Genomic DNA, 25,496 nt, shown 5'->3' on the forward strand with positions numbered 1-25,496 from the left:
CGCAGCGTCCGGGCCCGGCCCGGCCTGGGCCCCTCCCGTACCGACTATGTCAGGGTTGCCCTCGCCCGAGCCCGGGTAGCGTGGGGCGAGACCCTCGGGAGCCGACGATGGAAGCGTTCGACCGCACCGGCACCGGCAGCGTCAAGTGGGCCCGCGCGGGCGCGGGGCGGATCGCCCTGGGGCTCGCGGACATGGACCTGCCGGGCCCGCCGGAGATCGGCGCCGCACTGGCGGCGCGGGCCCGCCACGGGGCGTACGGGTACACGGTGTGCGACCCGGGCGGCCGCGAGCTGGTGGCGCGCTGGTACCGGGAGCGGCACGGCGCGCTCGTCGACCCCGAGTGGGTGCTGCTGATGCCGTTCAGCGCCCGCACCGCGCTGCGGCTGCTGCTGACGGCGGCCGAGCCGGACGGGCCGGTGCTCTCGCCGACCCCGGAGTGGGGCGGCTTCGAGCAGCTCTGCCGAGTCGCCGGCATGCCCTACCGGGCGGTGCCGCTGGAGCTCGGCGACGACGGGTACCGGCTGCCCGTCGCGGAGTTCGCGGGCGCCGCCGTGGTGCTACTGAGCAACCCGCACAACCCGTCCGGCCGGGTCTGGCCACGCGAGGACATCCGGGCGCTGGCCGAACTCGCCGCCGGGAGCGGCGGGCTGCTGGTCTCGGACGAGGTGCACGGCGACCTGGTGCAGCCCGACCTGGTGCACCGGGGCCTGGGTCTGCGACACACCGTCGCGGTGGACGCCGCAGGCCAGTTGGCCCGGCACACCGTGACGCTGAACTCCGTCGGCAAGACCTTCAACACCTCCGGCATCCCGAGCTGCTTCGCCCTCGTCCCCGACCCCGGGCTGCGCGAGCGGCTGGTCACGGTGATGGCCGGGTACGGCCTCTGGGAGGGCGGGTTGCTGCCTCAGCTCGTCCAGCAGGCCGCCCTCCGGCACGGCGGCCCGTGGCTGGACGGCCTGCTCGCGCTGCTCGCCGTCAACCGCCAGCTGGCCGCCGACACGCTGTCCGCAGCCGTGATCTCGCCGCCCGAGGCCTCGTACCTGCTCTGGCTGGACGCCACCGAGCTGGGGCTGCCCGCCGTCGGGGCCCGCGAGGCGCTACTGACGGAGCGTGACGTCGAACTTTCGGCGGGTACCGACTTCGGGGCGGCCTGGGCGGGCTGCCTGCGGCTCAACTACGCACTGCCGACCGAGCGGCTACAGGCTGCGCTCACCCGTTTGCACCGGCTCTGACCTGGCCGGATGTCGCACATGCGGCGTTCATGTTTGGGTCGTAGCAGACTGAGCAGGAAGAACCGGGCCGCAATCGCGAACCGAGGATGGTGAGTCCGGTGATACCCGTACGCCCGCACCAGGCACCCGCACAGCAACCGGAGCCGAGCACGACGTCACCTACCGTGACACCGCTGACGGAGTCGACCGCCGAGAGCCATCTGCTCGGCATCTGCTTCAAGATCGGCCCGCCCACGCTGACCGGCGTGGAGGCCGAGTGGTTCGTCCATGACGCACGATGTCCCGGGCTCCCCGTGGACCCCGGCCGGATCGCCGAGGCGCTCGCCGCCCTGCCGGACGGCCCCGTGCCGCCGGACACCCCGGCACCGCCCGACGGCCAGGCACCACCCGTGCAGCCGCTCCCCGCCGAGACGCCGCTGCTCCCCGCAGGCGCCCGGCTCACCCGCGAACCCGGCGGGCAGGTCGAGCTCAGCTCCCCGCCCGCCGAGGACCCCGCCCGCTGCGCCGAGGACCTGCTGCGCGACCAGGCCCTGCTGCGCACCGCCCTCGCCACCCAGGGCCTGCGGCTCACCGGCACCGGCACCGACCCGCACCCCCGCGAGCGCCGGATGCAGCTGGCCCAGCCGCGCTACCAGGCGATGGAGAAGCACTTCGACCGGACCGGCCCGTGGGGCCGGATCATGATGTGCGGCACCGCCTCCGTGCAGGTCAACGTCGACGCGGGCACCGCGAGCGGCCCGCACGCGCTGGCCGACCGCTGGCGGCTGGCCCACCTGCTCGGCCCGGTGCTGGTCGCCGCCTTCGCCAACTCCCCGCTGCTGGACGGCAGGCCGACCGGCCACCGCTCCACCCGGCAGCTGGTCTGGTCCCGGATGGACCCGAGCCGCACCCTCGCCCCGAGCCTGGACGAGGACCCGCGCGAGGCCTACGCCCGGTACGTGCTGGACGCCGAGGTGCTCTGCGTCCGCCGCCCCGCCGGGCAGCCCTGGACGGCGCCGGCCGGCCTCACCTTCCGCCAGTGGCTGCGCGGCGCGGGCGAACGCCCGCCGTCGGCCGCCGATCTGGACTACCACCGCACCACGCTCTTCCCGCCCGTCCGCCCGCGCGGACACCTGGAGCTGCGCATGATCGACGCGCAGCCCGGCGAGGGCTGGCTCGCGCCGCTCGCCCTCGTCACCGCGCTGCTGGACGACCCGGTGGCCGCCGACGCCGCGCGCGCCGCGCTGGAGCCGCTCGGCTGCCCGAACGGCACCCGCCCGCCGCGCACCGAGCTCTGGCGCCGGGCCGCCACCCTCGCCCTCACCGACCCGCAGCTGCGCCGCGCCACGCTGGCCTGCTTCGGCGCCGCCGACCAGGCGCTCGGCCGCCGACCGGGCGCCCAGCGGCTGCGCACCGCCCTCACGGACTTCGCCGAGCGCTACCCGGCCCGTGGCCGCTGCCCCGCCGACGACCAGCTCGACGCGCTGCGGGCCGGCGCCGACCCCGTCTCCCAGGAGCCCTCACGATGACGGACATCCTCGAACCGGCCTCGGCCACGCCCGAGGCGCTGCGCGAGCGGATCGCCACCGAACTGCTCGCCGCCCGCGCCCGCACCGCCGCGCTCACCGACTGCGTCGACGACCACGACCTGGCCGCCCAGCACTCCCCGCTGATGTCGCCGCTGGTCTGGGACCTCGCGCACATCGGCAACCAGGAGGAGCTCTGGCTGCTGCGGAACGTCGGCGGACGCGACCCGATGCACCCCGAGATCGACCCGCTCTACGACGCCTTCGAGCACCCCCGCTCCGAGCGCCCCAGCCTGCCGCTGCTGCCGCCCGTCGAGGCCCGCGCCTACGCGCACGAGGTACGCGGCCGGGTGCTCGACCTGCTCGCCGGCACCCCGCTGGAGGGCCCCGAACCACTCCTCCAGGGCGGCTTCGCCTTCGGCCTGATCGCCCAGCACGAGCAGCAGCACGACGAGACGATGCTCATCACCCACCAGCTCCGGCAGGGCCCGGCCGCGCTCGTCGCCCCGCCGCCGCCCCCGCACCAGGAGCTGCTCCCCGCCGAAGTGCTCGTCCCTGCAGGCCCGTTCACCATGGGCACCGACACCGAGCCGTGGGCGCTGGACAACGAACGCCCCGCCCACCTGGTCGACCTCCCCGGGTACTGGCTCGACACCACCCCGGTCAGCAACGGCGCGTACCAGGCGTTCATCGCCGACGGCGGCTACCGGGAGCCGCGCTGGTGGACGACCGAGGGCTGGGCGCACCGCTGCGCGGCAGGGCTGCGGGCCCCGCTGTTCTGGGTCGAGGACGGCGGGCAGTGGCTGCGCCGCCGCTTCGGCACGGTCGAGCCCGTGCCCGCCGACGAGCCGGTGCTGCACGTGAGTTGGTACGAGGCCGACGCGTACGCCCGCTGGGCCGGGCGGCGGCTGCCGACCGAGGCGGAGTGGGAGAAGGCCGCCCGGCACGACCCGGCCTCCGGCCGCTCCCGCCGCTACCCGTGGGGTGACGAGGCCCCCGGCCCCGAGCTGGCGAACCTGGGCCAGCGGCACCTCCAGCCCGCCCCGGTCGGCAGCTACCCGGCCGGTCAGTCCCCGTACGGCGCAAGGCAGTTGATGGGTGACGTGTGGGAGTGGACGGCGAGCGACTTCCGCCCCTACCCCGACTTCCGGGCCTGGCCGTACCGGGAGTACTCGGAGGTCTTCTTCGGGCCCGAGTACAAGGTGCTGCGCGGCGGCTGCTTCGCCGTCGCGCCCGTCGCCTGCCGGGGCACCTTCCGGAACTGGGACTACCCCGTACGGCGGCAGATCTTCGCCGGGTTCCGCACCGCCCGATCGGCGGACACCGCCTGATGTGCCGCCATCTCGCCTACCTGGGTGAGCCGGTGGCCATCCGGGAGCTGGTCGTCGAGCCGCCGTCGGGGCTCTGGCGGCAGTCCTGGGCGCCCCGGCTCCAGCAATACGGCAGCCTGAACGCCGACGGCTTCGGCGTCGGCTGGTACGCCGAGGGCGACGAGACCCCCGCGCGCTACCGACGGGCCGGGCCGATCTGGGCGGACGACGGCTTCGCCGACCTGGCCCGGGTGGTGCGCACCCGGGCGCTGCTGGCAGCCGTCCGCTCCGCGACGGCTGGGTGCGCCGCCGGGGAGGCGGCGGCCGCGCCGTTCGCCGCCGGGCGGTGGCTGTTCAGCCACAACGGCACCCTGCCGGGCTGGCCCGGCGAACTCGGCAAGCTGGCAGCCGAGTTGCCTGCCCAGGCGCTGCTGGAGCTGGCGGCGCGCAGCGACTCGGCGCTGGTCTGGGCGCTCGTGCTGCACCGGCTGCGGGCCGGGGCCACGCTCGGCGAGGCGCTGGCCGACACCTGCCGGGCCGTCGCGCGGCACACCGACGCCCGGCTCAACCTGCTGCTGACCGACGGCACTTCGATCGCCGCCACCAGCTGGGGCGACAACCTCTGCTACCGCGTCGACCCCGGCCGGGGCGTGGTCGTCGCCTCCGAACCCTTCGACGACTCCCCCGGCTGGCACCACCTGCCCGACCGGAGCCTGCTGCTCGCCACCGCCGAGAGCCGGACCGTCCGGCCGCTGAACCCGTGAGAGGACGATCCACCGTGACCGACTACGACCTGACCAGGCTGCTGCCCGCCGACCACTTCAGCCACGCCCTGCGGCACGACGTGCAGCACGGTCTGACCGCGAATCCCAAGTGGCTGCCGCCCAAGTGGTTCTACGACGCCCGGGGCAGCGAGCTGTTCGAGGAGATCACCCGGCTGCCCGAGTACTACCCCACCCGTGCCGAGCGGGAGATCCTCACCGACCGGGCCGGCGAGATCGCCGCCGCCAGTGGGGCCCGGACGCTGGTCGAGCTGGGTTCGGGCTCCTCGGAGAAGACCCGGCTGCTGCTGGACGCGCTCAGCGCACTCGGCACCCTGAACGAGTACGTGCCGGTGGACGTGAGCGAGAGCGCCCTCGACGGCGCGGGCAAGGCCCTGGTCACCGAGTACCCGGGGCTGACCGTGCACGCGGTGGTCTCGGACTTCACGCACGGCCTGGGCTTCTCGGCCGCGTCCGGCAGCCCCCGGCTGGTGGCTTTCCTCGGCGGCACGCTGGGCAACCTGCTGCCGCCGGAGCGGGCCGCCTTCCTGCGCTCGCTGCGGGCGGGGATGGCGCCAGGGGACGCGCTGCTGCTGGGCACCGACCTGGTGAAGGCCCCCGAGGTGCTGGTGGCGGCGTACGACGACTCGGCGGGCGTGACGGCCGAGTTCAACCAGAACGTGCTGGCGGTGCTCAACCGGGAGCTGGACGCCGACTTCGACCTCGCCCAGTTCGAGCACGTCGCGCTCTGGGACGCGGCCGAGGAGTGGATCGAGATGCGGCTGCGCTCCCGGCGGGCGCAGACCGTCAAGGTGCAGGCCCTGGACCTGGCCGTGCACTTCGACGCGGGCGAGGAGCTGCGGACGGAGATCTCGGCGAAGTTCAGCCGGGCCCGGGTCACCGAGGAGCTGGCGGCGGCCGGGCTGCGGCTGACCGAGTGGTGGACCGACCGGGCCGGGCGCTTCGGGCTCTCGCTGGCCGTGCCCGCCTGACGGCCCACCGCGTGGTCTGCCACTGCGGGGTGGCCGTTCCGCCCGCACTGTAGCCCCGTTCGGGGTCCGGTGGGGCGGATTCGGTCACTCCGTGCGGCCGGGTGACCACCTCCGGTACTCATGGGTGCGGGAGGGGTGATCCTTTGATCTTCGGTCGGATTCGGAGCGGGCGCACGGCGGTTCAGGCGTGCCCGCACGCGCACCAGCACATACCGGCACCCGCACCGGTGGTACCGGTGCGGGCGGTGGACGAGCACTCGGCGGTCGGGCAGGCCGTGGCCTTCGTCCGGCAGTTCCACCAGGAGCAGCCGGGCGGGGGCGACGCCGCGCCACGCGTGCGGCAGGTGCTGGCGGAGATCGAGCGGACGGGGACGTACGAACACACCGCCGCCGAGCTGGCGTTCGGCGCCAGGGTCGCCTGGCGGAACGCCGCGCGCTGCATCGGCCGGCTGTACTGGCGCAGCCTGGTGGTCCGCGACCTGCGGCACGTGGGCGGGGCCGAGGCGATCGCGGAGGAGTGCTTCGAGCACCTGCGGATCGCCACCAACGGCGGCCGGATCAGGCCGGTGATCACCGTCTTCGCCCCGGACCGCCCCGGCATCCCGGCCCCACGGATCGTCAACTCCCAGCTCGTCCGGTACGCCGGGCACCGGCGGGAGGACGGCGGTGGCTGGGTGGGCGACCCGGCGACGGGCGAACTGACCTCGACGGCACGGGGTCTGGGCTGGAAGGGCGGCCAGGAGCCGTTCGAGGTGCTGCCGTTGCTCGTCCAGGAGCGGCCGGGCGGGCCGTCGCAGTGGTTCGAGGTGCCGGAGGACGCGAGCCTCGAAGTGCCGCTCACCCACCCCGAGTTCAGCTGGTTCGCGGAGCTCGGGCTGCGCTGGTACGCGGTGCCCGCGATCAGTGACATGACGCTGGAGATCGGCGGGGTTCGCTACCCCGCCGCCCCCTTCAACGGGTGGTACATGGGCACCGAGATCGGCGCCCGGAACCTCGCGGACGCCGAGCGCTACGACCAGCTCGGCGAGGTGGCCCGTCGCCTGGGCCTGGACACCTCCAGCGAGCGGACGCTCTGGCGCGACCGCGCCCTCGTCGAGCTGAACATCGCCGTACTGCACTCCTTCCAGGAGGCGGGCGTCACGATGGCCGACCACCACACCGAGTCCGAGCGCTTCCTCCGGCACATCGCCCAGGAGACCCGGCTCGGCCGCCCGACCCCCGCCGACTGGAGCTGGATCGTCCCGCCGGTCTCGGGCGGCCTGACCCCCGTCTACCACCGCTACTACGACCCGGTGGACCCGCAGGCCCGGCCCGCCTTCGTCCCCCGCACCCCCTGAGCGGGCGGGCGGCCCCGGCGTTCATGCCGACATGGCGGCCCGCCCGTCACCGAGGTCGTCGAGGTCGTCGGCGCAGGCGGTGGCCAGCTCGTCCAGGGACAGGCCGAGCGCGTGGGCCAGGGCCGCCACGGTGAAGAAGGCCGGGGTCGGGGCCCGGCCGGTCTCGATCTTGCGGAGGGTCTCGGCGGACACTCCGGCCGCCGCCGCCACGTCCACCATGCTGCGCTCGCCACGGGCCTGGCGGAGCAGGGCGCCGAAGCGCTCGCCGCGTTGCCGCTCCTGCGGGCTCAAAGGAACTCTCACCATACCCGTGATACTAATACCGGTATAAGTATTGGGCGACGCCGCCGCAGTGATGTCACGACGGCGGCGTCGCGACACAGGGGAGTCAAGGCACATGGTGGAGATCAAGACCGACACGGCGCTCGACGCGATGCGGGAGGCCGGACGCGTCGTGGCCAACGCACTCGCGGCAGTCCGCGAGGCATCGGCCGTGGGGGTCAGCCTGCGGGAGCTCGACGAAGCCGCCCGCGCAGTCCTGACCGGGGCCGGGGCGAGCTCACCCTTCCTGGGCTACCGGCCCTCCTTCGCCCCCGTCGCCTTCCCCGCCGTGATCTGTGCCTCCGTCAACGACGCCGTCGTGCACGGCATCCCGGACGACTACCGCCTGCGGGACGGCGACCTCGTCAGCATCGACTGCGGGGCCCAGCTCGACGGCTGGACCGGCGACGCCGCGATCAGCTTCACCGTCGGCACCCCGCGCCCCGGCGACCTGGAGCTCATCGCCGCCACCCAGCAGGCCCTGGAGGCGGGCATCGCCGCCGCCGTCGTCGGCCACCGCATAGGCGACATCTCCCACGCCATCAGCACCGTCGCCCGGGAGCACGGCTGCGGCATGCCGACCGGCTTCGGCGGCCACGGCATCGGCCGCCAGATGCACGAGGACCCGCACGTCCCCAACCACGGACGGCCCGGCCGTGGCTACCCGCTGCGCCACGGCCTGGCCCTGGCCATCGAGCCGATGCTGATGGCGGGCGGGCGCAACGACTACGACACCGACGCCGACGGCTGGACCCTGCGCACCACCGACGGCAGCCGGGCCGCCCACATCGAGCACACCGTCGCCGTCACCGAGGACGGCCCGCGCATCCTCACCCTGCCCTGAGCCGACCGCTCAGGGCTGGTTCTGCTGCGGGTGGCGGAGGTCGAGGCCGTCCAGCAGAGCGGCCAGGCCGGTCTCGAAAGCACCCTCGTCGATGCTGCGGCGGTGCTCGGCGAGGAGGTGGGCCTCGCCCAGGTGGGGGTAGTCGGCGGCGTAGAGCTGGGCGTCCTCGGGGAAGCCGGCGGCGAAGGAGCCGAGCGCCGAGCCGGTGATGAAGTACCGCATCAGCGCGCCGATCCGGGTGGCCTGGCCGCGCGGCCAACCGGCCTCGGTGAGGCAGCCGTAGACGGCGTCGGCGAGCCGGAGGGCGTTGGGCCGGCGGCCGGGGCCCTGGGCCAGGACCGGGACGATGTTGGGGTGGGCGGCCAGGGCGGCGCGGTAGGAGCGAGCCCAGTCGCGCAGGGCGGTGCGCCAGTCGGCGCCGGGGGCGAACATCGACAGGTCGACCTCGCCCATCACGCTGTCGACCACGGCGTCGAGGAGTTCGTCCTTGGTGGCGAAGTGGTTGTAGAGCGAGGGGCCGCTGACCGAGAGCCCGGCGGCCAGCCGGCGGGTGGAGAGCGCGGGCAGGCCCTCGGCGTCGACCAGCGCGAGGGCGGCGCCCACGATGCGGTCGCGGCTCAGCAGCGGGGTGCGCGGTCGGGCCACTCTCGCCTCCTCCGTTGATATCGGCCGATCAGCTGACAGCCGCCGGTCAGCATTCTTGCAGGGCCCCCTTCCCACTCCGGTCGGTGCGGGCTACAGTCGCCGTAAAACTGGCAGTGCTAGTTTATCGGCCGGCCGACCCGACAGGACGAGGTGCCCACCGCCATGGACCTTGAGCTCACCGAGGAGCAGGCCGCCGTACGGCGACTGGCGGCCGACTTCACCGACCGCGAGATCGCGCCGTACGCAGCCGAGTGGGACCGGGCCGAGTCGGTCGACCGCGCGATCATCGGCAAGCTGGGCAAGATCGGCTTCCTCGGCCTGACCATCCCCGAGCAGTACGGCGGCAGCGGCGGCGACCACCTCGCGTACTGCCTGGTGCTGGAGGAGCTCGGCCGGGGCGACTCCTCGGTGCGCGGCATCGTCTCCGTCTCGCTCGGCCTGGTGGCGAAGTCGGTCAACGCGTACGGCACCGAGGAGCAGAAGCAGCACTGGCTGCCCCGCCTCACCTCCGGCGAGGCGCTCGGCTGCTTCGCCCTCACCGAGCCCGGCACCGGATCGGACGCCGCGAACCTGACCACCCGCGCCGTGCGGGACGGGGACGGCGACGGCGACGGCGACTGGCTGATCACCGGCTCGAAGATGTTCATCACCAACGGCACCTGGGCCGATGTCGCCCTGGTCTTCGCCCGCACCGGGCAGCCCGGCCACAAGGGCGTGACGGCCTTCCTGGTGCCGACCGACTCCCCCGGCTTCCAGCGGCGGGAGATCCACGGCAAGCTCGGGCTGCGCGGCCAGACGACGGCCGAGCTGGTGCTCGACGCCGTCCGGGTGCCGGACAGTGCCCGCCTCGGCGACGAGGGCAAGGGCTTCTCCGTCGCGATGTCGGCCCTCGCCAAGGGCCGGATGTCGGTCGCGGCCGGGTGCGTCGGCATCGCGCGGGCCTGCCTGGAGGCCGCCGTCGGCTACGCCGGGGAGCGCGAGCAGTTCGGAAAGCCGATCGCCTCCTACCAGCTGGTGCAGGAGCTGCTCTCGGACATCGCGGTGGACGTCGAGGCCGCCCGGCTGCTGACCTGGAAGGTCGCCGACCACATCGAGCGCGGCCTGCCGTTCGCCACCGAGTCCTCCGTCGCGAAGCTGTTCGCCAGCGAGGCCGCCGTGCGGGCCGCCAACAACGCGCTCCAGGTCTTCGGCGGGTACGGCTTCATCGACGAGTACCCCGTCGGCAAGTATCTGCGCGACGCCCGGGTGATGACCCTGTACGAGGGCACCAGCCAGATCCACAAGCTGCTCATCGGCCGGTCGCTCACCGGCGTCAACGCGTTCTGACGATTTGTCGACACCTATCAGCTGGCCATCATGATGAGGAGCCCGAAGAAGTGCGTCCTGTCTACTTCGCCGCCGCCCGCCGCACCCCCATCGGGCGGCTGCGCGGTGCACTCTCCGGCGTACGGCCCGACGACCTGTCGGCAGCCGTGCTGCGCGGCCTGCTCGCCGAGGTGCCACAGCTGGACCCGGCCCGGATCGACGACGTCTACTGGGGCGCCGCCAACCAGGCCGGCGAGGACAACCGCAACGCCGCCCGGATGGCCGTGCTGCTGGCCGGGCTGCCCGAGAGCGTGCCCGGCGCGACCGTCAACCGGCTCTGCGCCTCCGGCATGGAGGCCGTCACCATGGCGGCCCGGACGATCGCGGCCGGCGAGGCCGAGATCGTGGTCGCGGGCGGCTGCGAGTCGATGAGCCGTGCGCCGTTCGTCCTCCCCCGGCCGGACGAGGCGCTGCCGCACCGGATCGAGACGCACGACACCCGGCTCGGCTGGCGGCTCACCAACCCGCGCATGAAGGACCTGCACGGCGTGCTCAGCATGGGCGAGACGGCCGAGGAGGTGGCCAGCCGCTACGGCATCGGCCGCGAGCAGCAGGACGAGTTCGCGCTGCGCAGCCACCAGCGGGCCGCCGCCGCCCGCAAGGACGGCCACTTCGACGCCGAACTGCTGCCGGTGCTGCGGGCCGACGGCGTGACGGTCACCCAGGACGAGGGCATCCGCGAGGACACCACCCTGGAGCGGCTGGCCCAGCTGAAGCCGGTCTTCCGTGCCGGCGGCACGGTGACGGCCGGGAACGCCTCGCCGATGAACGACGGCGCCGCCGGGCTGCTCCTGGTGAGCGAAGAGGCTCTGCGGGAGCTGGAGTTGGAGCCGCTCGGCCGGTACGTCGCCGGGGCCTCCGCCGGGGTGCACCCGGACGTGATGGGCATCGGCCCGGTGCCGGCCACCCGCAAGGTGCTCCAGCGGGTCGGCTGGCAGGTCGGCGACGTCCAGGAGGCCGAGTTCAACGAGGCCTTCGCCGCCCAGGCACTCGCCTGCGTCGGCGAGTTGGGCTTCGACCCGGAGCTCGTCAACCCGAGCGGGGGCGCGATCGCGCTCGGCCACCCGCTGGGCGGCTCCGGCGCCCGCATCCTCACCACCCTGCTGCACCGGATGCGCCGTACCGGGGCGCAGCGCGGCCTGGCCACCATGTGCGTGGGCGTCGGCCAGGGCACCGCCGTACTCGTCGAGAACAGCTGAGGGAGAACGATCACATGACCCGCTTCACGGGCTTCGAAGGCAAGGTCGCCGTCGTCACCGGCGCCGCGCAGGGCATCGGCGCGGCCACCGCGCTCCGGCTCGCGGAGGAGGGTGCGACGGTCGCCGTCGTCGACCTCACCGCCGAGCGGGCGCAGGCCACCGCCGACGCGATCACCGCCAAGGGCGGCACGGCCAGGGCGTACGGCTGCGACGTCGCCGACTACGACGCCGTGGCGGCCGTTTTCGCCACCGTGGTCGAGGAGTTGGGGGCGCTGCACATCCTGGTCAACAACGCCGGGATCACCCGCGACAACCTCTTCTTCAAGATGCCGAAGGCGGACTGGGACGCCGTCCTGACGGTCAACCTGACCAGCGCCTACAACTGCAGCCATGTCGCGCAGGGCTACATGGTCAAGCAGAAGTACGGCAAGATCGTCTCGCTCAGCTCGCGCTCCGCGCTCGGCAACCGGGGCCAGGCCAACTACGCCGCCGCCAAGGCCGGCATCCAGGGCCTCACCGCGACCCTCGCGATCGAGCTGGGCCCGTACAACATCAACGTCAACGCCGTCGCCCCCGGCTACATCGCCACCTCGATGACCGCCGCCACCGCCGAGCGGGTCGGCGCCACGCCGGAGGAGCACCAGAGCCAGGTCGCCGACCGCACCCCGCTGCGCCGGGTCGGGCAGCCGGAGGAGGTCGCCTCGGTGGTGGTCTTCCTCGCCAGCGAGGAGGCCTCGTACGTGAGCGGACAGACTCTGTACGTGAACGGCGGAGCCCGCTGACAAGCGCCTGCCATGGCGCGTCGGCGTGAGTTCGGGCACGGAGTGGGATACGTTTCGGGCACGACCTGACGCCTGACCTGATGCCGCGTCAGATGGCCGTACCAGCACGGGTATTACCTGATGCCGGTACGGCCATTACCTGTTTCAGTAGCCGGTACGGGCCATGCCGACCGACCCCGTTCTGACTATGGAAGGTTGGCGCTCCGGCCGATGGGATGACGGGGCCGATCGCACGATCGGTTCAGCCCTCCGAAGGAGTTCCATGGGTCACTCCCCCGCCACCGCGGGCTCCCGACGCTCCCTGTCCACCCGCGTGCTGGCGCTGCTCGCCGTCGGGGCCACCGCCCTGACCGCGGCGAGTGTCACCGCGCAGACGACGACCCTGGCAGGCCACCGGGCCGGCCTGCCGACCGTCCACGTGCGCCCCGCCTCCGCCGGGCACATCAGTGCGACCTCGCGGGTGGCGCCGATATCGACCTCCGACTGTGTCGCCCAGATCGGTATCCACTGCTACTCGCCGCTCCAGTACCGCAAGGCCTACAACCTCGACTCCCTCTACCAGCAGGGCGTCACCGGCAAGGGCCGCACCATCGTCATCGTCGACTCCTACGGCTCGCCGACCGTCCAGCACGACCTGGAGGTGTTCGACAAGCAGTGGGGGCTGCCCGACACCAACGTCGAGGTGGTCAAGTGGGGCAACGTGCCGGTCTTCGACCCGACCGACTCCACCCAGACCGGCTGGGCCGGTGAGACCACGCTGGACGTCGAGTACGCCCACGCCGTGGCACCCGACGCGCACATCGTGCTGGTCGAGACCGCCGTCGCCGAGACCGAGGGCGTCACCGGCTTCCCCGAGATGATGGACGCCGAGAAGGCGATGATCAAGTCCGGTCGGGGCGACGTCATCTCGCAGAGCTTCTCCGCCACCGAGAACACCTTCCCCGGCTTCGACAAGGGCAACTTCAAGTCGCTCACCGACCTGCGGTACGCCTTCAAGGACGCCGCCGCGCACAACGTCACCGTGCTCGCCGCCTCCGGCGACGACGGTGTGACCGGCGCCCAGCTCAGCGGCAACGACCTCTACCCGTACAAGGTCAACTCCTGGCCCTCCAGCGACCCGCTGGTCACCTCCATCGGCGGCACCCAGCTGACCCTGGACAACGACGGCAACCGCACCGCGCCCGACGCGGTCTGGCACGACGCCTACGGCGCGGGCGGTGGCGGCGTCTCCGCCGTCTTCGACCGCCCGTGGTACCAGTGGGGCGCGGCGGGTGTCACCGGCAACCACCGCGGCACGCCCGACATCAGCATGAGCTCCGCCGTGGACGGCGCCGCCTGGACGTACGAGTCGTACGACCCCACCCGCGCCGGCTGGCACCTCACCGGCGGCACCAGCGAGGCCACGCCGATCTTCTCCGGCGTCGTCGCGCTCGCCGACCAGCTCGCCGGGCACCGCCTCGGCGAGATCAACTGGCGGCTCTACGCGCTCGCGAACCTGCCCACCAAGTGGAGCGGCATCGTGGACGTGACCACCGGTGACAACGGCTGGGACAAGGTCGCCGGCTACCCCGCCACGAAGGGCTACGACCTCGCGGCGGGCCTCGGCACGATCGACGCGGCGCGCTTCGTGCACGCCATCGCCGGACGGTAACGGATCACCGCCGGGCCGGCTGTGACGGCCTGACGCGGCGCGGGCCCCGCTCGGCGTGCTGCCGGGCGGGGCCTCGCGTGCTCAGCCAGGCTTCTCAGCCTGCTCCGCCAATTCTGCCTGAGCCTCGACGAGCTGCTTCAAGTACCGCTCGGAGGAACGGAGTTTGCGTCCCTCCGGGCCCGGCAGGTAGGCGCGGAGCTCGATGATCTCCGGAGCGATCCGGATCGCTTCGGCCCGGTCGGTGACGGCCCGCCAGCAGGCTTCGGCGTTGGTGGCCGCTCGCTGGGTCTCCGGGTGGTCCGGCCCCTGCGCGCGGAGCAGCGTCAGCGCGACCTCGCGGTAGATCTCGGCGGCGACCACCGGCTGCCCGGCCAGCCGGGAGACGTGGGCCCGCACCTGGCGGGCCTGGAGCACCGGCGCGGCCACCGGACCGTGCGCGGTGGTCGTCAACTCCTCCAGCTCCCGGGCGAGTCGGGCTGCCGTCTCGTGCTCGCCGGCGTCCGCGCTCTGAACGATCCGGCCGATCATCTCGCGGTAGTCGGGCTCTGCAGCGGACGGATCGGCAGCCGGAGTGGCAGCCCCGGGCTTGGAGAGGCTGACCACCTCGGCCCGCTCGGTGCCGAAAGGATCGGGCACCTGCACAGGCGCCGCCTCCGGCACCGCGCTCGGCTCCGGCTTGGTGAGCGCGACCTTCGGGGCTGCCGCGTCCGGCTTCGAAAGGCTGATCAGGGCCGCCACCGCGCCTGCGGTCTCAGGAGTCCGCTTGAGCAGCGAGACCGGGCGGGCCGGGCGCGGCGGGGTCGGCGGGACACCGGCCTTGAGCAGCGTCACCGGGCCGCGCGAGGACACCGGCGTGACGTCGGGCTCCGGCTTCGAGAGCACCACCCGACCGGCTGCCGGACGCGAACGGGCGGACCTGGCAGGGGGCTTGGGCATCACGGCGGACGGACGCGGGCCGACGGACGCCTCGGGGTCGGGGGCGCTGTCGCCGAGGCGGCGCGCGGTGTTGCGGAAGACCGGCCGGTCCGCCGGGTAGGAGGAGAGGATGATGGTGTCCGGGCGCAGCACCGAGTGGACCTGCTGGCGCAGGTGCTCCGGGGCGAGGACGGCCTCCGCGCCGGGGCGACCGATGTGCAGTGCCTCTATCAGGGCGCGGGTGAAGGTGCCGATCTGCTCCGGGTCCGGGCTGACGACCGCCCAGAGCGGCACGCCGTCCATCAGCGGCGAGATCGAGCTCTGCACCTGCGGCCAGGCGGCCTGCTCGGCGCTCAGGTCGGCGATGACCAGGGTGTCCCACTCGGGCGAGCGGTGCCGCAGTTCGTCGGCGATGGCCTGCCAGGCGAGCCCGTCCTGCCGGACCGTACCCGCGCCCTTGGAGTCACGCAACGTCAGGTAGAGGTGTCCACCGCGCCGGTCGGCGACCAGGTGGCCGCCGATGTGCACGAGCAGCGGGCCGACGTGCCGGGAGGCGGCCCGCAGGTGCGCGAGCACGCTCTGCGGGTCGGACGCGCCGGGCAGGTGGACGGCGTCGACCGCGTCGGCCGCCAGCAGGATCTGCGGGGAGACGGAGGCGAGCATGGCGGACAGCACCGGCGCCTGTCCTGCGGAGCCGGTCCGCCCCCAGGGCCGCCGCCCGGCGCTTCCGTAGCCGCCCTCGACCACCAGGATGCGACCCCGGAGCCCGCCGCCCAGGCCGGTCGGCGCGGACCCCTGAGCAGGAGCAGGCGCGGGCGCAGATGCCGGCGCCGGTACGGGTGCCTGCATCGGCTGCGGTCCGGCGGCAGCGGGTGGCGGAGCGGCGGGCAGCCGAGCCGTCCACCCGGTGGAGACGGGCGGCGCGAGCGGGGGCGCCAGCGGTGGGGCGGGCGGGTGCGCGGGCACCGTGGCGGCGGCGTCGGTGATCCAGGGCAGCTCGGCCGTGCGCTCCGCCGGCGGCACCGAGTCGTCGAACGGGGGCAGCACAGTCGTCTCCTCCGTCGCCGAGGGCCACCCGGCCGCTCCGGAGGAGGATGTCGTGTCAGCCACCGTCGGTCACCACCCCACCCCGCCGCCTGTGCGACGTACGCCTGATCTGCCGCTGGCCACCTTACTGAGGAGCCAGGCCGGGCAGCCAGCCAGGGCGTGATCCCCAGGCGGCCGCCCCCGCCGTCAGTACGTGACGGTCACCCGGCGGGCCGGGCCGTCGACGCGGACGAGTCCGCCGTACGGGATCACCAGCTGCGGGTCGGTGTGGCCGAGGTCGACGTCGAAGACCGCCATCGTCTCGGGGGCGTACTCGGCCAGCGCCCGCAGCACGACCGCGCGCTGCTCCGCGCGGTACTGGGCACGGCCCTCGGCGTCGTACGGCTGGTCGAACGACCAGGAGCGGGCCCGGCCCATCAGCAGGGCCGGGAACTGTCGCAGCAGGCCGCGCTCGCCCATGCTGCGCAGGATGCGGTAGACCTCACCGGCTGTCGGCATGACCTCGGAGGTCTCCAGGAAGAGCACCCCGCCCCGGTAGTCCTCCACCGGCCGAATCTCCCGGTCCGCCATCAGGAGCTGGGCCAGCACCTCGACGCAGCCACCCCAGGCCGCGCCCTCGACGACCCGGTCCGGCCGGTGCCAGTACCAGCCCTCGGCGGCCTCCATCACGGGCGCGCTCTCGAAGGTGGCCGGGTCCTCCCAGCGGCGTTCGACGTCGTTGGTGTCCTTGGAGGGCGTCAACTCGTACTCGCCGGTGGTGAAGAGCGCGGCGCGGGCGGAGGCGTCGGTGAGCGGGTGCATCGCCCCGGCCCGGCCGAACTGGGTCATCACGCTGGCGCCGTGGTAGCCGACGATGCCGAGGTTGCTCAGGTACATCAGCAGGTTGGTGTTGTCGCTGAACCCGAAGAAGGGCTTCGGGTTGGCGCGGATCAACTCGGCGTCCAGATGCGGCAGTACGGTGATCTGGTCGTCGCCGCCGATGCTCGCGATGATCGCCTTGATCTCCGGGTCGGCGAAGGCCGCGTGCAGATCGGCCGCCCGTGCCTCGGCACTGGAGCCGAGCTTGCGCGTGGTCGGGTACTCGACGGGCTGAAGGCCGTACTCCTCCACCAGCCTGCGCAGACCGAGTTCGTGGGGCAACGGGAGCACCTCGGAGAGCCCGGCGGCCGGCGAGAGGATCGCGACGCGGTCACCGGGAGCAGGCTTGGGGGGCACCGTGCGGGCAGCTTCTGTCATGACCGGATCGTAGTCGGCCACGGCCTTTGACCTGCAACGATTTTCCCAAGCCGGCCCACCCCTTCGAGTGGCGGGTCAGCTCCCGGCGGCGACGTCCTTGCGGCTCACGGTCAGGTAGCCGACCAGGGCGAGGATGACGACGGCCAGGGCGAGGCTGACCGGGCCGGTGCCGAGACCGAGACCGCCACGGACCGTCGGCACCCCCGCCCAGTCGGCGAAGGAGGCGCCGAGCGGCCGGGTCACGATGTACGCGAACCAGAAGGCGAGGATCGCGTTCATCCGGAGCTTCCAGTGCGCCAGCGCCGGGACGGCGATCAGCGCGGCGAAGAGCAGGCCGGAGGAGAAGTAGCCGAGGTGCATCGTCACGGCGGTCAGGTCACCGGCGGCGGTGCCGAGGGCGAAGGTGCCCATCACCGTGGCCCAGTAGAAGAGTTCGCGGCGCCGCGTACGGACGCTGTGGATCGAGAGCGTCCGCTCGCTCAGGTACCAGAGGCCGAGCACACCGGCCAGTGCGACCACGAACGCGGCCGTCGAGACGGCGTACGGGACGCCGAGGCCCACGTGCAGCACGTCGGCGGCCATCGTGCCGAAGACGCTGACCATGACGACCGCCAGCCAGTAGATCCAGGCGACGTACTTCTTGGTGCTCAGCTGGACCCCCAGCACGACCACCAGCGCCACCCCGGCCAGGCCGACCGCGACCACCGGGGTCAGCAGCTTGTTCGCCAGGTAGTCCGAGGTGGTCTCACCCATACCGGTGGTCAGGACCTTGACCAGCCAGAACCAGGCCGTCACCTCCGGCACCTTGCTGAGGCTGCTCACGGTCTGCCGGGCGGCGGTCCGAGGCGGATGGGTCGTGCCGGTCTGCCCGGCGGCGCCGGTGATACCTGTCGTCATGGCGGACAGGATCGCACAGCTCCCCTACGCCCCCGGCACCCTCCCCCACGACCGCCTACCGGGCGACGGGCGGGCTCATTCGGACCTCGTCGCCGCAGATGGTGACCTCCGTCGACCTGCCGTGCTGATCCACCACCGGGACCCGGACTTCGGTGCTCTCACCCGGCGCGGTCACGATGGCGGAACTGGTGGTGACGAGCACGCAGTTGCCGCTGTCCGGCCCCTTGCCGTTCATCTCGGAGTAGCGCAGGGCGATCACGGCCTTCTTGCCCGCGCCCAGCATCACCGGAGCAGGGGTGCCCTTCCCGACCCCGTCGGCCTGCGGTCCCTTGCCCAGGTGGAACTCGAGCTTCGGGTAGCCGGCCAGGGTGCAGCTGTGGGGGCCGGAGTTGACGGCGACGAGTTCGGCGTTCGCCGGGTCCTTCGTGCCGGCGTCCGGCTCGGTGATCCGGGTCAGCGTCCACTTCAGGTTCGCCGTGGAGCACTTGGCGGCCGGCGAGCCGTCGGAGCCCTTCGGCGTCGTGATCCCGGCGGCGGCCACGGGCGTGGCGGAGGTCTGGACCACCGGCTGGGTCGCAGGCTGCGTCCCGGGCTGGTTCGCGGGCTGCGTCCCGACCGGCGGGGCGGACACCGGAGCGGCCGAACCGGCCTTCGGCGGGTTGGTCGTGGAGCTGGAGCTGCAGGCCGTCAGGCCGAGCCCGGCCAGCAGCAGGGGTACGGAAGCCGTCAACAGAAAGCGCGAGCGCATGGATCCCCCCGGATCGTCAGGACAGCCGACGGGTCACTTCTGCCCGGCCGGGCTGTGCGTTCTCACGGGTGGAGACACCAGGTCGGGCCCGGTCGGTTGCCTCCGAATGAGATTTTCCTGGGAAGTGCCCGGACGTCAGCTGTGCACACCGCCCCAAACCGGCTGTCGTGGTCGACGTCGGCTGATCGGGTGGCGGTGGTTTGGGGCTCGGGCCGTCACGGAACCTCTCTCCAAGTCCATCGGTGGCAGCAGCAGGCTGTGCCCGAACCCGAGGGAGCGGCATGGCCTCCACGAGCTCCTCCGACGGGCCGCCGCAGGCGCGGGCCCTCGCCCTCGCGCGCCTCTGGAAGTTGTGGCTCTTCCCGACCGTCCTCACCGGGCTGGTGGCGCTCTTCCTCTCGCTGCTCTACATGGGGAGCATCCTCAACCCGAACGGGCACCTGCACCGGCTCCCGATCGCGATCGTGAACGAGGACCGGAGCCCGCCGCTGCCGGGCCAGCCGGAGAACATCGGGACACAGGTCAGCCGTACGATCGTCGCCTCCTCGCCCGGGAGCACCGTCGACTGGCGGCAGGTCACAGCCGCCGAGGCACAGGACCAGCTCGCCTCGGGCAAGGTCTACGGCGCCCTGCTCATCCCGCAGGGGTTCACCTCCTCGGTCGCGGCGCTGACGACCACGCAGGCGACCCAGCGGCCGACCCTGACCGTGCTGACCAACCCCGGTCTCGGCAGCCTCGGCTCCTCGCTGGCCTCGCAGATCAACCAGGCCGCCGCCCATCAGGCGTCCCTGACGATCGGGAAGCAGCTGGCCGCCGTGGCCTCGGGCCCTGCCGGGCTGGCACCCAGCCCCACGACACAGGCCCTGCTCGCCGACCCGATCACCGTCACCACCCGGCCGGGCCACCCGATCGGCAGCCACAGCGGGCTCGGTCTGAGCGCGTTCTACTACACCCTGCTGGTCGTGCTGTCCGGCTTCATCGGCGCCAACATCATCAGCAGCGGTGTCGACACCGCTCTCGGCTACGCCGACAGCGAGATCGGCCCCTGGCACACCCGGCGGCCGACCGTACCCGTCAACCGGACGCAGACCCTGCTGCTGAAGATGGTCATGACGGCCGGCATCACGCTGCTGACCACGACGCTGGTGATGGTCAGCACGATCGCGATCCTCGGCATGGACGCGCCGCACCGGCCGCTGCTCTGGCTCTTCTCCTACTGCGCCAGCCTGGCCGTGGGCCTCGGCGTCCAGGCACTCAACGCGGCGCTCGGCGGGATCGGGCAGCTGGTGTCCATGTTCGTCTTCATCGCGCTGGCCCTGCCCTCCTCGGGGGCGACCATCCCCCTGCAAGCGGTGCCCGGCTTCTACCGCTTCCTCGGCCAGTTCGAGCCGATGCGGCAGCTCAGTGACGGCATCCGGGCGATCCTCTTCTTCGACGCCCAGGCCGACGCGGGCCTGACCCGCGCCTGGATCATGATCGCGATCGGCACGGCCGTCGCCCTGGCCTTCGGCTTCGCGATGACGCGCTACTACGACCGCAAGGGCCTGCACCGCTGGACCCCGCAGCCCGAATGAGCACCCCAGCGTCCGGGGTGAGCGCCCCCACTTCGGGTTGAGCACACGGCAAGGGTGTCACCACGGGCCGCCCTGCTCGTTGATGGTGCTGTGACAACCGACTTCGGCCTCGCGGGCCGTGATGAAGAAACGATCCTGCGCCAGGATTCGCCGGTGTTCGCCCGGCTCGCGATGCTGTGGCGCAGCGCGGGCCGGATGGTCCCCGGGCAGGCCGACGCCGAGTGGCAGCGGCTCACGCAGCCACCCGTGTTCCGCCCGTCCCCGGAGTGCCGGCCACCGGAACCGGCACCGCTCCGGGCCGAGCCGCCAGGCCGGGCCGAGCCACCGGGCCGGGGCACGCTGCTGCCGGGAGCGGGAGTACGCCGGTGAACGACGCCGCCGGGGCGCGGGTGCCGGCGCAGCGTACGAGCGCCGGGGGCTGCGTGGTGCACCTTCGCCTCTGGGTCACGGTCGCGCCCGGGGTGAGCGCGGCGATGGACGCCCGCCTGCGCTACACCCCTGCGGACCCGTACGCGGTCTTCCTGGACTGCCACGTCGGCCAGGGGGCGCCGATCACGTGGATGTTCGCCCGGGACCTCCTGGCGGAGGGCCTCGGCGGATGGTCCGGGGCAGGCCGGGTCTGCGTCCGCCCGGCCGTGGACGAGGCCACCCGAGCCGTCGTCATCTCGCTGACCGGGGAAGGCTCGACCGTCCACCTCCACGCACCGCGCGCCCCCGTCGCCGGCTTCCTCGCCCGCACCGGGCAGCTCGTCCCGTTCGGCGAGGAGGACCGGCACCTCGACCTCGACACCCTGCTCGAACGCCTGCGGACGAGCGGACTGCCCGAGCCGGAGCCCTGAGCCTCTGATCCCTGAGACCCTGAGACCGACCGGGTCGGCCTACCGGCGGAAGTGGTCGCGGTGTTCGTCCAGGAAGGCATCGAGGGTGCGGGGCGGTCGGCCGAGGATGTCGGCGACGGTGCCGGTGGGGGCCTCGGGCCGGGCGACGGCGAGCTGCTGGATCTCCGCCACGTGGGCGGCGAGCCACGGGGGCATGTGAGCGCGCTGGACGAGGTGGTCGCGCAGTTCGTCCGGAGTGAGATCGACATAGCGGATCCGACTACCCGTCAGGGTGACCAGCCGGGCGGCGAGATCGGGGTAGGAGACGGCCTCCGGCCCGGTCAGGGTGTAGGTGCCGCCCGCGATGGCGGGCCGGGTGAGTGCGGCGGCTGCGACCTCGCCGATGTCGCGGGCGTCGATGTAGTTGCAGGGGGCATCGCCCATCGCGCCGACGAGGACTCCGTGGGTGACGGTGGGCGCGAGGCGCAGGAGATTCTGCATGAACGCGTACGGGCGCAGGACGGTGTGGGTGAGCCCGCCGGCCCGGAGGTGTTCCTCGATGGCGTGGTGCCCACGGGATATGGCGACGGGTGAGTCCGGTTCGGCGGCGGGTGCGGAGATTTTGACGATGTGTTCGATGCCTGTGCGGGCGGCGATGTCGATCACGCGGGTTTCGAGTTCGACCTGTGCGGGGCTGTTGGCCATGGCGAGGAAGAGTTGGGTGGCGCCCTCGAAGGCGCTGCGCAGCGAGCTGGGGTCGGTGGCGTCGGCGTACTGGGTCTGGATCGGCAGGTGGTGTGCGTCGGCGGTGCCGGGCAGCGGCCGCTGCGGGGTGCGGGTCAGTGCACGGACGGGCGTGCCGAGTGCGCGGAGGCTGTGGAGCAGGGCGGTGCCGGTGGTGCCGGTCGCTCCCATGACGACGATCATCGTGTTCCCTCGTTCTCTGGTGTCTTCCCGGCGGCGGCGGGCGCCGCGGCGGGGGTGGGTCGGGTGCGGGGGGCCTTGACGGTGCTGCGCCAGCGCAGGGTGACGATGGTGGTGGCGAGGGCGGCGGAGACGGGCAGGTCGATCCGCAGGCGTTCCAGCCAGGAGGCGGCGGGGACCGGGGTGTGGGCCGGCAGCCACTGGGCGGCGAACCATCCGAGCCCTGCCGCAGTGCCGACCGTGACGATGGCGAGCAAGACCGTCAGGGCGACGCGTGGCAGGGCGGTGGTCCACGGTCGCGGCCGACCCCCGTGGCGCAGCCAGGTGCCGACGAGGAGTGCGACGGCGGCGGAGGTCCCCGCGATGGAGGTGCAGGCCGCGAGCGTCAGGTCTGGTTGGTGTGTGAGGACTCCTGCCGTCCCGGCGGTCAGTGCCGGGGCTGCGTAGGCGGTCAGGACCTCGAGCCACAGCCTGAAGGGTCGGGGGCCTGCGGGGCTCGGGCCGGATCTGTGCTTCGTTGCGGGCATGCTGGCCTCGTCTTCTCGTTCGCGTTCCGGATGCCCTGGCGTATAATTAGGCGACTAACTACTACATTGCAAAAAGGCCCTCCTCCGGACCTGGCAAGGCCCGGAGCGGTCGGCCGGATCAGTCGGCGGTCAGGGCCGTACTGCCGCGCACGACGCGGGCCAGCAGATCCAGGAAGACCGTGCGCTCCTGGGTGCTGAGCCCTCCCACCATCGCCTCCAGCCGCCCGAAGTGCTCGGGCGCCATGTCGCGCAGGCACTGCGCACCGCGCGCCGTCAGGGTGGCGACCGTGCCGCGCCCGTCCTCGGCGGACGGCCGCCTGGTGATCAGGCCCTCGCGTTCAAGACCGTCAAGCAGCCCGGTGACCGTGGCCCTGGAGACGTCGAGGTCGGCCGCAAGCTGCGAGGGTGACTTCTCCCCGCCATGGGCCTCGAGATCGGCGAGCAGGCGGTAACGCCCGGTCGACAGTCCGAACCTGGCGAAGTGGGCCTCGGCTGCCCGGCCGACCCTCGCACCTGCGGAGATCAGTCGCACCGCGACCAGCACCGCCTGCGGGTCGGCCTCCAGGCCGTAGTGCGAGATCTGCTGCCTGGCCTGGTCCAGCGTGGGCGTCTCGCCGTCGATCCCGTCCCTCGTCATGAAACTAATATGGCAGCTAATCACTTGACGGTCAAACACCCGCCGACAGCCGGGGCGCCGGAACCCGGCACGTACCGGCGGAGGAGGTGCCCCTGGGCTGCGGCGCCCGAAGCGCCGCAGCCCACCGGCCGTCAGTTCACGTCGAAGTAGTAGTAGTACGTGTCGAACACCCTCCCGGCCGCGTCGGTCGCGTACGCGTACAGCGTGTGCTGGCCGCTCTCGGACGGGGCCCAGGAGATCTGCGCCGTGCCGTCCGCGCCGGCCCGCACGGTCGTCTCGCGGCTGTAGTCGAAGGAGTAGGTGTAGGAGGCCACGTTCGCCACCTTCGGCGCGAAGGTGAAGACACCGCTGACACCGACCCCGCCGGAGTTGACCGGGGTCTCGGTCTCCTCCTGGTAGACGTCGGAGCTGATGGTCGGCGTGGTGTCCACGTTGACGTGCACCTCGTTGGTGGAGCTCACCCAGCCGTTCGTGCTGTGGCTGCGCACCGTGATCGTGTTGCCCCCGGTGTTGGTCAGCGTGACCGGCAGGGAGGCCCTGCCGTCCGCGTTGGCGGGCACGGTCCGCACCGCGTCGTGGTTGACCTGCACGGTGTAGCTGTCCACCGGCGCGACGGCGGCGTTCGGGGCCAGCTGCAGGGTGAACGGCACACCCAGGCGGACGTTGTCCGGGGCGCCGGCCACGGCGGGCATCGTGCTGGGCACGTAGAACTGGTACATGGTGACGTCGGACGGGTTGCCCGCCCGGTCGAGGCTGCGGACGAAGAGCCGCTGCGGGCCCGCGTCGGGCGGCGTCAGAGTGACCTTCGCGGTGCCGCCGAGGCGGGAGGCCCGGACGTGGCCGGGCAGGTTGTACGGGTCGGTCCACTGCGGGGTGCCGTCCGGGCCGGCGCTCCAGCCGTCGACAGGCATGTCCTGGGTCCAGGAGTACTGGTACCCCGCCACGTCCGCCACGCCGCCCGCGCCGAAGGTGAACTCCGCCGGGACACCGGCGGGCGCGGTCTGGTCGGCCGGGTAGTTCGACGAGGTCACGACCGTGGCCGCCGTGGGCCGGGTGGCGTCGACGTGGAAGTAGCAGGGCTGGGACCAGGCGGACTGGTCAGTTCCGTCGTCACCCTGGACCTGCCAGCCGTAGGTGCCCCCGTCGGCGAGAATGCCCGGCGGGACGGTCGCGGCGGCCGCGCGGCCCTCGGGCATGTCGGCGGTGAACTCCTTGCGCTGGTCCCGGTTGTCCACCGGCCAGACGGCGAAGTTCCCCTTCAGATCAGTGCCGCCGTCGAGGTCGTGCAGCATGGCCATCAGCGAGGGCGACAGCGAGGAGACGTACGGGTACGGCCCCTTGGTGCTGCAGGCATAGGGGGCGGTGAAGGTCTTGGTGGGCACCCCGGGCCGGGAGTTGGACTTGGCGTACATGGCCAGCCGGGAGGAGCCGACCACGCGGCGGCCCAGCGCGGGGTCCTTCTCCTCGGCCTCGGGCAGCCGCAGTTCGAGCGAGAGCGTGTGGTGCCCGGCGAGGGCCGCCGCGGCCGCCGCAGCGGTCAGGTCGAGCTGCATGTACCCGGCGGGGCCGGACGCGGTGGTGACCACGGTGCCCAGCAGCTGCTTCTCGGCGGGCGCCCGGCGCCAACTGACCGGCGCGGTCGGCGTCGCGGTCTGCCAGACCTCTATGCTGCGCCGGGAGTACGTGGTGGCCTGCGACTCCCCGAGCAGGAGCGAGGCGGTGACCACGCGCTTGGCCACGTCCTTGGCGGCGAACCCGGTCAGGTCGAAGGTCGCGTAGACCCGCGAGTCGTGGGTGACCCCCTGGGCGTCGAGCCAGCTGCCGAGCGGCATGTCACCGCCCGCCGACTGCGGATACCCGGTGGTGGGGGTCTGTGCATCCGTGTAGGCCAGCGAGGCCAACGGCACCGACTCCACGCCCATGGTGGCCGCAGCGTCCCCCGCGGGTACCAGTACGCCGGCGAGGCCGAGTGCGGCCGTCGTGGCGGCGGCAGCGGCGGAGCGGATGCCCCGCCACTGTCTCAGATGTCCGGTCATGATTGAGAACCTCTCCCCCATACCCCGAAGGGCCGTGTCAGATGGCGCTCACCCTAGTCCTGCAAGGACAGTGCGCGTCCACGATTTGGTGAGCACTGGATCCTGCCGAGACGCACCTGTGCAGACACACCCGGTGCTGCCGCGATCATCAGGGCGCCTTCCTGGCAAACCCCTACGGGCCATTGCCGTTCCG

General features: G+C 72.9%; 23 protein-coding genes. 13 read left to right on the top strand and 10 right to left on the bottom strand.

Going from position 1 to position 25,496, the window contains the following annotated elements; translation table 11 throughout:
• The first annotated feature begins 107 nt into the window (after window positions 1-107).
• The 6 genes from ACR68M_RS04015 to ACR68M_RS04040 all read left to right on the top strand — a co-directional run bounded on the left by ACR68M_RS04015 (window position 108) and on the right by ACR68M_RS04040 (window position 7,137).
• Complete coding sequence (locus tag ACR68M_RS04015; protein ID WP_441248994.1) at window positions 108-1,232, top strand: MalY/PatB family protein; 1,125 nt, start codon at window positions 108-110, stop codon at window positions 1,230-1,232.
• A 164-nt stretch (window positions 1,233-1,396) separates the two neighbouring features.
• On the top strand, window positions 1,397-2,740 hold the full coding sequence (gene egtA / locus ACR68M_RS04020) for an ergothioneine biosynthesis glutamate--cysteine ligase EgtA (protein WP_441248995.1): 1,344 nt from the start codon (window positions 1,397-1,399) through the stop codon (window positions 2,738-2,740).
• Window positions 2,737-4,068 carry an ergothioneine biosynthesis protein EgtB gene (gene egtB / locus ACR68M_RS04025; protein ID WP_441248996.1) on the top strand — a complete coding sequence of 444 codons (1,332 nt, stop codon included), beginning with the start codon at window positions 2,737-2,739 and terminating at the stop codon, window positions 4,066-4,068. Before egtA ends, egtB begins: the two co-directional genes overlap by 4 nt.
• On the top strand, window positions 4,068-4,811 hold the full coding sequence (gene egtC / locus ACR68M_RS04030; RefSeq protein ID WP_441248997.1) for an ergothioneine biosynthesis protein EgtC: 744 nt from the start codon (window positions 4,068-4,070) through the stop codon (window positions 4,809-4,811). The genes egtB and egtC overlap by 1 nt, the downstream gene beginning before the upstream one ends.
• Window positions 4,812-4,825: 14 nt before the next feature.
• Window positions 4,826-5,800, top strand: coding sequence for an L-histidine N(alpha)-methyltransferase (gene egtD, locus ACR68M_RS04035; RefSeq protein WP_441248998.1), 975 nt, complete (start codon window positions 4,826-4,828; stop codon window positions 5,798-5,800).
• Between the two features lie 245 nt (window positions 5,801-6,045).
• A complete protein-coding gene (locus ACR68M_RS04040; RefSeq protein ID WP_441248999.1) occupies window positions 6,046-7,137 on the top strand; it encodes a nitric oxide synthase oxygenase in 1,092 nt (363 codons plus the stop codon).
• 21 nt (window positions 7,138-7,158) lie between these two features.
• Here ACR68M_RS04040 and ACR68M_RS04045 read toward each other — a convergent pair whose 3' ends face one another.
• Window positions 7,159-7,443: a helix-turn-helix domain-containing protein gene (locus ACR68M_RS04045; protein WP_441249000.1), complete on the bottom strand. Its 285-nt coding sequence runs from the start codon at window positions 7,441-7,443 to the stop codon at window positions 7,159-7,161.
• Between the two features lie 91 nt (window positions 7,444-7,534).
• Between ACR68M_RS04045 and map the strand changes: the two genes are divergently transcribed.
• Complete coding sequence (gene map / locus ACR68M_RS04050) at window positions 7,535-8,302, top strand: type I methionyl aminopeptidase (protein ID WP_441249001.1); 768 nt, start codon at window positions 7,535-7,537, stop codon at window positions 8,300-8,302.
• Window positions 8,303-8,311: 9 nt separating this feature from the next.
• Here map and ACR68M_RS04055 read toward each other — a convergent pair whose 3' ends face one another.
• A complete protein-coding gene (locus ACR68M_RS04055) occupies window positions 8,312-8,947 on the bottom strand; it encodes a TetR/AcrR family transcriptional regulator (RefSeq protein ID WP_441249002.1) in 636 nt (211 codons plus the stop codon).
• Between the two features lie 162 nt (window positions 8,948-9,109).
• On the opposite strand from ACR68M_RS04055, the gene ACR68M_RS04060 reads away from it, so the two are divergent.
• From ACR68M_RS04060 to ACR68M_RS04075, 4 genes are all read left to right on the top strand, one after another.
• Window positions 9,110-10,273: an acyl-CoA dehydrogenase family protein gene (locus ACR68M_RS04060; RefSeq protein ID WP_441249003.1), complete on the top strand. Its 1,164-nt coding sequence runs from the start codon at window positions 9,110-9,112 to the stop codon at window positions 10,271-10,273.
• Window positions 10,274-10,323: 50 nt separating this feature from the next.
• Window positions 10,324-11,511, top strand: a complete 1,188-nt coding sequence (locus tag ACR68M_RS04065; protein ID WP_441249004.1) for a thiolase family protein — start codon at window positions 10,324-10,326, stop codon at window positions 11,509-11,511.
• Between the two features lie 14 nt (window positions 11,512-11,525).
• A complete protein-coding gene (gene fabG / locus ACR68M_RS04070; RefSeq protein WP_441249005.1) occupies window positions 11,526-12,293 on the top strand; it encodes a 3-oxoacyl-ACP reductase FabG in 768 nt (255 codons plus the stop codon).
• Window positions 12,294-12,555: 262 nt separating this feature from the next.
• On the top strand, window positions 12,556-13,944 hold the full coding sequence (locus ACR68M_RS04075) for a S53 family peptidase (protein ID WP_441249006.1): 1,389 nt from the start codon (window positions 12,556-12,558) through the stop codon (window positions 13,942-13,944).
• Window positions 13,945-14,025: 81 nt separating this feature from the next.
• Here ACR68M_RS04075 and ACR68M_RS04080 read toward each other — a convergent pair whose 3' ends face one another.
• The 4 genes from ACR68M_RS04080 to ACR68M_RS04095 all read right to left on the bottom strand — a co-directional run bounded on the left by ACR68M_RS04080 (window position 14,026) and on the right by ACR68M_RS04095 (window position 18,787).
• Window positions 14,026-15,969: a hypothetical protein gene (locus ACR68M_RS04080; protein ID WP_441249007.1), complete on the bottom strand. Its 1,944-nt coding sequence runs from the start codon at window positions 15,967-15,969 to the stop codon at window positions 14,026-14,028.
• A gap of 123 nt (window positions 15,970-16,092) precedes the next feature.
• Complete coding sequence (locus tag ACR68M_RS04085) at window positions 16,093-17,142, bottom strand: S66 family peptidase (protein ID WP_441249008.1); 1,050 nt, start codon at window positions 17,140-17,142, stop codon at window positions 16,093-16,095.
• 75 nt (window positions 17,143-17,217) lie between these two features.
• Window positions 17,218-18,039 (bottom strand): COG4705 family protein, encoded by an 822-nt coding sequence (locus ACR68M_RS04090; RefSeq protein WP_441249009.1) that lies wholly within the window; start codon window positions 18,037-18,039, stop codon window positions 17,218-17,220.
• Window positions 18,040-18,094: 55 nt separating this feature from the next.
• Entirely contained in the window at window positions 18,095-18,787 is a 693-nt protein-coding gene (locus ACR68M_RS04095) for a DUF4232 domain-containing protein (protein ID WP_441249010.1), read from the bottom strand.
• Between the two features lie 281 nt (window positions 18,788-19,068).
• Here ACR68M_RS04095 and ACR68M_RS04100 point away from each other — a divergent pair, with 281 nt between their 5' ends.
• A complete protein-coding gene (locus ACR68M_RS04100; RefSeq protein ID WP_441249011.1) occupies window positions 19,069-20,361 on the top strand; it encodes a YhgE/Pip domain-containing protein in 1,293 nt (430 codons plus the stop codon).
• Window positions 20,362-20,726: 365 nt separating this feature from the next.
• Complete coding sequence (locus ACR68M_RS04105) at window positions 20,727-21,200, top strand: SsgA family sporulation/cell division regulator (RefSeq protein WP_441249012.1); 474 nt, start codon at window positions 20,727-20,729, stop codon at window positions 21,198-21,200.
• A 39-nt stretch (window positions 21,201-21,239) separates the two neighbouring features.
• Here the strand turns inward: ACR68M_RS04105 and ACR68M_RS04110 are convergent, their stop codons facing one another.
• The 4 genes from ACR68M_RS04110 to ACR68M_RS04125 all read right to left on the bottom strand — a co-directional run bounded on the left by ACR68M_RS04110 (window position 21,240) and on the right by ACR68M_RS04125 (window position 25,303).
• The gene (locus ACR68M_RS04110) at window positions 21,240-22,094 is read right to left on the bottom strand and encodes an NmrA family NAD(P)-binding protein (RefSeq protein WP_441249013.1); all 855 of its coding nucleotides are present in this window, start codon (window positions 22,092-22,094) and stop codon (window positions 21,240-21,242) included.
• 8 nt (window positions 22,095-22,102) lie between these two features.
• On the bottom strand, window positions 22,103-22,630 hold the full coding sequence (locus tag ACR68M_RS04115; protein ID WP_441249014.1) for a hypothetical protein: 528 nt from the start codon (window positions 22,628-22,630) through the stop codon (window positions 22,103-22,105).
• Window positions 22,631-22,748: 118 nt separating this feature from the next.
• Window positions 22,749-23,267 carry a MarR family winged helix-turn-helix transcriptional regulator gene (locus ACR68M_RS04120; RefSeq protein ID WP_441249015.1) on the bottom strand — a complete coding sequence of 173 codons (519 nt, stop codon included), beginning with the start codon at window positions 23,265-23,267 and terminating at the stop codon, window positions 22,749-22,751.
• Window positions 23,268-23,398: 131 nt separating this feature from the next.
• Window positions 23,399-25,303 carry a hypothetical protein gene (locus ACR68M_RS04125; protein WP_441249016.1) on the bottom strand — a complete coding sequence of 635 codons (1,905 nt, stop codon included), beginning with the start codon at window positions 25,301-25,303 and terminating at the stop codon, window positions 23,399-23,401.
• Between the last annotated feature and the right edge of the window lie 193 nt (window positions 25,304-25,496).

This window comes from Kitasatospora sp. McL0602 (assembly GCF_052076145.1).
GTDB lineage: Bacteria > Actinomycetota > Actinomycetes > Streptomycetales > Streptomycetaceae > Kitasatospora.

Excerpts from the sequence above, each read along its gene's own strand:
- ACR68M_RS04015 (WP_441248994.1), top strand. The coding sequence starts at position 108 with ATGGAAGCGTTCGACCGCACCGGCACCGGCAGCGTCAAGTGGGCCCGC.
- egtB (WP_441248996.1), top strand. The coding sequence starts at position 2,737 with ATGACGGACATCCTCGAACCGGCCTCGGCCACGCCCGAGGCGCTGCGC.
- egtC (WP_441248997.1), top strand. The coding sequence starts at position 4,068 with ATGTGCCGCCATCTCGCCTACCTGGGTGAGCCGGTGGCCATCCGGGAG.
- ACR68M_RS04045 (WP_441249000.1), bottom strand. The coding sequence starts at position 7,443 with ATGGTGAGAGTTCCTTTGAGCCCGCAGGAGCGGCAACGCGGCGAGCGC.
- map (WP_441249001.1), top strand. The coding sequence starts at position 7,535 with ATGGTGGAGATCAAGACCGACACGGCGCTCGACGCGATGCGGGAGGCC.
- ACR68M_RS04060 (WP_441249003.1), top strand. The coding sequence starts at position 9,110 with ATGGACCTTGAGCTCACCGAGGAGCAGGCCGCCGTACGGCGACTGGCG.
- fabG (WP_441249005.1), top strand. The coding sequence starts at position 11,526 with ATGACCCGCTTCACGGGCTTCGAAGGCAAGGTCGCCGTCGTCACCGGC.
- ACR68M_RS04075 (WP_441249006.1), top strand. The coding sequence starts at position 12,556 with ATGGGTCACTCCCCCGCCACCGCGGGCTCCCGACGCTCCCTGTCCACC.
- ACR68M_RS04085 (WP_441249008.1), bottom strand. The coding sequence starts at position 17,142 with ATGACAGAAGCTGCCCGCACGGTGCCCCCCAAGCCTGCTCCCGGTGAC.
- ACR68M_RS04090 (WP_441249009.1), bottom strand. The coding sequence starts at position 18,039 with ATGACGACAGGTATCACCGGCGCCGCCGGGCAGACCGGCACGACCCAT.
- ACR68M_RS04095 (WP_441249010.1), bottom strand. The coding sequence starts at position 18,787 with ATGCGCTCGCGCTTTCTGTTGACGGCTTCCGTACCCCTGCTGCTGGCC.
- ACR68M_RS04100 (WP_441249011.1), top strand. The coding sequence starts at position 19,069 with ATGGCCTCCACGAGCTCCTCCGACGGGCCGCCGCAGGCGCGGGCCCTC.
- ACR68M_RS04110 (WP_441249013.1), bottom strand. The coding sequence starts at position 22,094 with ATGGGAGCGACCGGCACCACCGGCACCGCCCTGCTCCACAGCCTCCGC.
- ACR68M_RS04115 (WP_441249014.1), bottom strand. The coding sequence starts at position 22,630 with ATGCCCGCAACGAAGCACAGATCCGGCCCGAGCCCCGCAGGCCCCCGA.
- ACR68M_RS04120 (WP_441249015.1), bottom strand. The coding sequence starts at position 23,267 with ATGACGAGGGACGGGATCGACGGCGAGACGCCCACGCTGGACCAGGCC.
- ACR68M_RS04125 (WP_441249016.1), bottom strand. The coding sequence starts at position 25,303 with ATGACCGGACATCTGAGACAGTGGCGGGGCATCCGCTCCGCCGCTGCC.